Origin of the sequence: Porcipelethomonas sp. (assembly GCF_051893655.1) — a bacterium.
GTDB lineage: Bacteria > Bacillota > Clostridia > Oscillospirales > Ruminococcaceae > Porcipelethomonas.
This window is the reverse complement of the sequence record NZ_JBJFHN010000008.1, coordinates 1-5027: the sequence shown is the minus strand read 5'-3', so window position 1 is coordinate 5027 and position 5027 is coordinate 1. Positions and strand designations below refer to the sequence as shown.

The following is a 5027-nucleotide window of genomic DNA, read 5'->3' as shown; positions in this document are numbered from 1 at the left end:
TATTTTATCATACTTTACTGCTTCTTGGGGAGGTATGGCTGCGGTTGGCGGATACCTTTCAGCTGAAAAAGAGGGGACGCCCTGCAAGTTAGGGCGTCCCCATAATTTTACTGAAAATCAAATTTTTCTACAGGCTGAACAATCGGCTTTATAACCGATTGTTTTAATAGTTATTTATTTTTTCTTCAAATATTTAATCAGCTTAACTACTAATATCGTTAATCCAGAGAGCAGTAAAGTGTTAATAATAAGAAATATGAGTGATAAAATATCAACCTGTATCATACTACATTAACCAAATTAAATGTATGGGTAATAGAAAACGGCTTTGAGTATACTTTTCCAATATTTTCAACAATTATATAATAATCAATTGTTCCTGTCCCATTTGATGTACATGTTGAGTTATAGTTTGAAAGTGAATATGAAGTAGAAACTTGTGATATACTTACACCAACAGTAAGACCAGTAAGCATGCATGTTGGATTAACTGTTTTAAATTTATAACGAGGTTTATTTGCGGGCAATGGACCAGTTGTAGTTTCTTTTTCATATGTAAAGTTAGTTTTTAATTTTATTGATGTTATTGAAGCTCCTATTTTTATTAATTCTTTTTGTGTTGTATAAGATGATGAATAATTACCACTGTATGAAAATGGCATTATAGAATTACTTAATGCACAAGAACCACTGTCTGTAATATTAATATCATTACTTAAATAATTATTATAGAACTCCACAAACTCTTCTTCGGTTTCAAATTCAATTGGTGTGACATCACTTGGAATATCATCAACATTTATAGTTTCTAACCCTTCTATGCTATTAATGTCATATTCATTAGCACTAATATTACATGATAAAGCACTTAATAATAAAGTTGACGCTTGTAATGCCGCAATAAACTTTAATAATTTTTTATTTAGACGCATAATTAACTTCCTTTCGTGATTATTGTTAACTAACATAAACTATTATATACCACATATTATCATAATATGTTAATAAAAAGCGTTATAAATGTAAATTAATTATTAAAAAAAAGCTATGCCCAAAAGTCGGCATAGCCCAGATAGATAAAAGATATATAGAGGGGGAATTAAGGATTAATGATGAAGAAATCTTACAGATTCTTCTATATCCATAATCAAAGTATACCCTCACATTCTTAAAATAATCTTAAAATGTTCTTATTTTGTCATAATTGCGGTTTCGAGAGCAATTTCCATCATGTCTGTAAAGCTTGTCTGTCTTTCTTCCGGTGTAGTTGATAAGCCTTTAAGCGGACAATCCGACACTGTAAGTATGCACAAAGCATTTTTTCCTGCTCTTGCAGCATTCATGTAAAGAGCTGCAGATTCCATTTCGATTGCCAGAACGTTCATCTTCTGCCACTGTGCCAGTGAATTGCTGTCGTCATAAAAGGTATCGCTTGAAAAAATGTTTCCCACATGATATTTGCAGCCATGATTTTCAGCAGCACTTACAGCCTTGCTTAAAAGCTCATAGGATGCTGTAGGTGCATAAGTTCCGGGAAGATTATACTGGTCGGCATAATTTGAATTTGTACATGCTCCCATAGCAATTACAACATCCCTAAGATTTACAGTTTCGGCAATTCCACCGGCAGTACCCACTCTTATAATATTATCAACATCATATTCGTTGAAAAGCTCATAGGAATAAATTCCAATTGAGGGTATGCCCATACCGCTTCCCTGTACGGAAACTTCAACGCCTTTATACTTTCCGGTGAACCCCAGCATTCCTCTGACTTTGTTATAGCATACAGGATTTTCAAGATATGTTTTTGCAATAAATTCAGCTCTCAGGGGATCTCCCGGCATTAAAACAGTTTTTGCTATTTCGCCTTTTTGGGCATTGTTATGGGGTGTAGACATAAATTTTACCTCCATGTATTTTTATAAACAATTACCGTACCGAAAATCGGTACGGTTTATTATTACATTTCACTTCTGTTTTCCAGTGCTTTAAAGAGTGTTACCTCATCGGCATATTCAAGATGACCGCCTACAGGGATACCGAAAGCAAGCCTTGTTACCTTAACGCCCATAGGCTTTAAAAGTCTTGCAATATACATGGCTGTTGCTTCACCCTCAACTGTGGGGTTTGTTGCCATAATAATTTCCTGAATATCACCTTGCCCCACTCTTTCAAGCAGTTCCTTGATTCTGATATCGTCAGGACCGACCCCGTTTATAGGGGACAAAAGTCCGTGAAGTACATGATATGTACCGCCGTATTCGTTAGTACGCTCAAAAGCCGAAACATCCTTTGGCGTTTCCACAACGCATATAACAGAACTGTTTCTGTCCGGATCAGAGCATATAGGGCAGATTTCATATTCTGTAAGGTTCTGGCATATTTTGCAGTAACCCACATCTTTTTTCACAGATATGATGGCATCTGCAAATTCCTTTGCGTCTTCATCGCTCATGGACATGACAGCATATGCCAGACGCTGGGCAGTTTTCATTCCGATTCCCGGAAGTTTTGCAAACTGTTCCGCCAGAATCACAAGCGGAAGTGCATTGTTGTCAGCCATTTATCAGAATAATCCCGGCAGTGAAACTCCGCCTGTGATCTTGTTCATTTCTTCTTCAGTTGTCTTTTCAACGTTTGCCATAGCCTCATTTACAGCACTGATCACAAGATCCTGAAGCATTTCAACATCGTTCGGATCAACAGCTTCCGGCTTGATTGTCAGGCTCTTGATGTTTTTGGCACCTGTAACGACAACTTCAACAACGCCGCCGCCTGAAGTTGCTGAAAATTCTCTTGCTTCAATGTCGTTTTGCAGTTCTGTGATTTCATCCTGCATTTTCTGAGCCTGTTTTATCATTGAATTCATATTCTGAGCTCCGCCGATATTTTTAGGTACTCTTGACTTCATAATTTTAATCTCCTTTAGCTTTATAACATCTTGTTATTCTTATAATTTATTCAACAGCGGTTTCAATTCCGCTGTTCATAGCCTTTTCAACAAGCTTTTCCGCTTTCTGTTCCGTTTCGGCAGCAGCGGAGCATCTTGCTTTAATAGTATAACTTTTTCCCATTACCTTCTGTATAGTACTGCGAAGAACTGCCAGATTCTCCCTTACTTTAAAAAGTTTCAGGAAAAACCTGTTCTGAGTGTCTATCAGCATAATATCCTGATAAACAAACGCCCTTGAGCCAATAAGGGTTCCGGAAACGGAGGGACAAACCTTTGTAAATTCCTCAAGTATCTCAGACCACTCCATAAGAGGTTTGAAATCAGAGGCTTTAAGTGCAGACATATTTACTGCCGACTTAGCCGGTTCACGGTTATCAGCCGCATTGCTGTCATAAACAGCACCGCCGGATGCCGGAGCAAAATTATCCGTCTGTTTTATTTTATCATAAATTTCATTATTGTCAATAGTTTTCTGTTTATTTTGCCCTGTACACAGCTTTACAAGGCACATTTCAAGCTCAATTCGCCTGTTAACAGATTTTCCGATTTTTTCGCTGCATTCCTGTAAAATCTCAAGCTTTGAAAGAATATCGGAAAGCTCCAGCCGTTTAGCCAGAGATTTAAGCTTTTCCAGTTCGTCGGGCATACATATAATAAGATTGCTTTTTTCCGGACAAACCTTTAAAAGCATAAGGTTCCTGAACTGATCAGTAAGCTCGCTGCAAAGCCTTGCCATATCCTTGGACATTGAATAAAGCTTATCAGCAATTTCCAGAGCCTTGCCCGGCTGCTTGTCAGCCGCAGCTTCTATAAGCTCGAACAGCGGTTCTCTTCCTGCGATTCCGGCAGCTGCCGAAACAGTGTCCATTGTTATATTGTCGGAATATGCTGCACACTGATCAAGAAGCGACAGGGCATCTCTCATTCCGCCGTCTGAAAGACCTGCAATAAGTCCGGCAGCATTTTCATCAAGTGAAATATTTTCTTTGCCGGCAATATAGCAAAGTCTTGCCTTTATATCTTCAGTCAGAATACGCCTGAAATCAAATCTCTGACAACGTGAAGTAATGGTTGCCGGAACCTTGTGAACCTCAGTTGTCGCAAGAATAAACTTTACATATTCCGGCGGTTCTTCCATGATTTTGAGCAGAGCGTTAAAGGCGTTGGGAGTAAGCATATGCACTTCGTCGATAATATACACCTTATATTTGCATCGTTCAGGTGTATACACAGCACCATCTCTGAGGTCGCGGATATCATCAACGCCGTTGTTTGAAGCGGCATCTATTTCAATAATGTCCGATAATGCCGCATTATCAGCATCTTTGCATATACTGCATTGAAGGCATGGATTTCCGTCATGCTGTTCAGGACAGTTTACCGCTTTTGCAAAAATTCTGGCACAGGTAGTTTTGCCGGTGCCTCTCGAACCGGTAAAAAGATACGCATGGGCAGTCCTGCCGTTTTTTATCTGATTTTTCAGCGTTGTAGTTATATGCGGCTGAGAAATAACGTCATCAAAGGAAAGCGGCCGCCACTTTCTGTATAATGCTGTATAAATAACGGTCACCTCCGGAGAAACAAAACGTTATTTTATAAATAAAAAATTCCGGAGCATAGGTGTGCAGGCTTGCTGCGGCACACAAAACGATCCGCTTAATGCTGCTCGGTTCCCCGCCTGACATGGTTCACGGTGTCTCATTGCACAGGGCCCGCACACCTATATTCCGGAATAAACACTAATTCCTGATTGTTAGCCTTTAAATTATAACATATTATTCAGAAAATTTCAAGTGGTTTACGATATTTTTTTATATTTTCTGAAAAAGCACACTTTTTTCAAAAAAGTACTTGACACAAGGTAAAAGTAGTGATATAATATTATGGTAATCAATTCAAATATGCGGATATGGCGGAATCGGCAGACGCGCCAGCTTCAGGTGCTGGTCCTCGCAAGGGGGTGGAGGTTCAAGTCCTCTTATCCGCACCAGCCGGGTGACCCCGGCAGGACTAAACGGACTTCATTTTATGGAGTCCGTTTTTTTGTTGCACGACCGGTTATTATTTATTT

At 38.9% G+C, this 5027-nt stretch carries 5 protein-coding genes, 1 tRNA gene and 1 other RNA gene; 1 reads left to right on the top strand and 6 read right to left on the bottom strand.

The features are described from left to right. Positions 1 to 281 precede the first annotated feature (281 nt). The 6 genes from ACI4WO_RS00290 to ffs form a co-directional block, all read right to left on the bottom strand. Entirely contained in the window at positions 282 to 932 is a 651-nt protein-coding gene (locus tag ACI4WO_RS00290; RefSeq protein ID WP_439805558.1) for a hypothetical protein, read from the bottom strand. Positions 933 to 1190: 258 nt separating this feature from the next. Further along, entirely contained in the window at positions 1191 to 1901 is a 711-nt protein-coding gene (gene deoD, locus ACI4WO_RS00285) for a purine-nucleoside phosphorylase (RefSeq protein WP_439805557.1), read from the bottom strand. A gap of 62 nt (positions 1902 to 1963) precedes the next feature. Beyond that, the gene (gene recR / locus ACI4WO_RS00280; RefSeq protein ID WP_439805556.1) at positions 1964 to 2566 is read right to left on the bottom strand and encodes a recombination mediator RecR; all 603 of its coding nucleotides are present in this window, start codon (positions 2564 to 2566) and stop codon (positions 1964 to 1966) included. Positions 2567 to 2569: 3 nt separating this feature from the next. After that, the gene (locus ACI4WO_RS00275; protein ID WP_439805555.1) at positions 2570 to 2914 is read right to left on the bottom strand and encodes a YbaB/EbfC family nucleoid-associated protein; all 345 of its coding nucleotides are present in this window, start codon (positions 2912 to 2914) and stop codon (positions 2570 to 2572) included. A gap of 46 nt (positions 2915 to 2960) precedes the next feature. Beyond that, positions 2961 to 4526 carry a DNA polymerase III subunit gamma/tau gene (gene dnaX / locus ACI4WO_RS00270; RefSeq protein ID WP_439805554.1) on the bottom strand — a complete coding sequence of 522 codons (1566 nt, stop codon included), beginning with the start codon at positions 4524 to 4526 and terminating at the stop codon, positions 2961 to 2963. Positions 4527 to 4575: 49 nt separating this feature from the next. Beyond that, positions 4576 to 4674: signal recognition particle sRNA small type (gene ffs, locus ACI4WO_RS00265), an RNA gene on the bottom strand. Positions 4675 to 4859: 185 nt separating this feature from the next. Here ffs and ACI4WO_RS00260 point away from each other — a divergent pair. Beyond that, positions 4860 to 4946: transfer RNA gene (locus tag ACI4WO_RS00260), tRNA-Leu, on the top strand. The last annotated feature ends 81 nt before the right edge of the window (positions 4947 to 5027 follow it).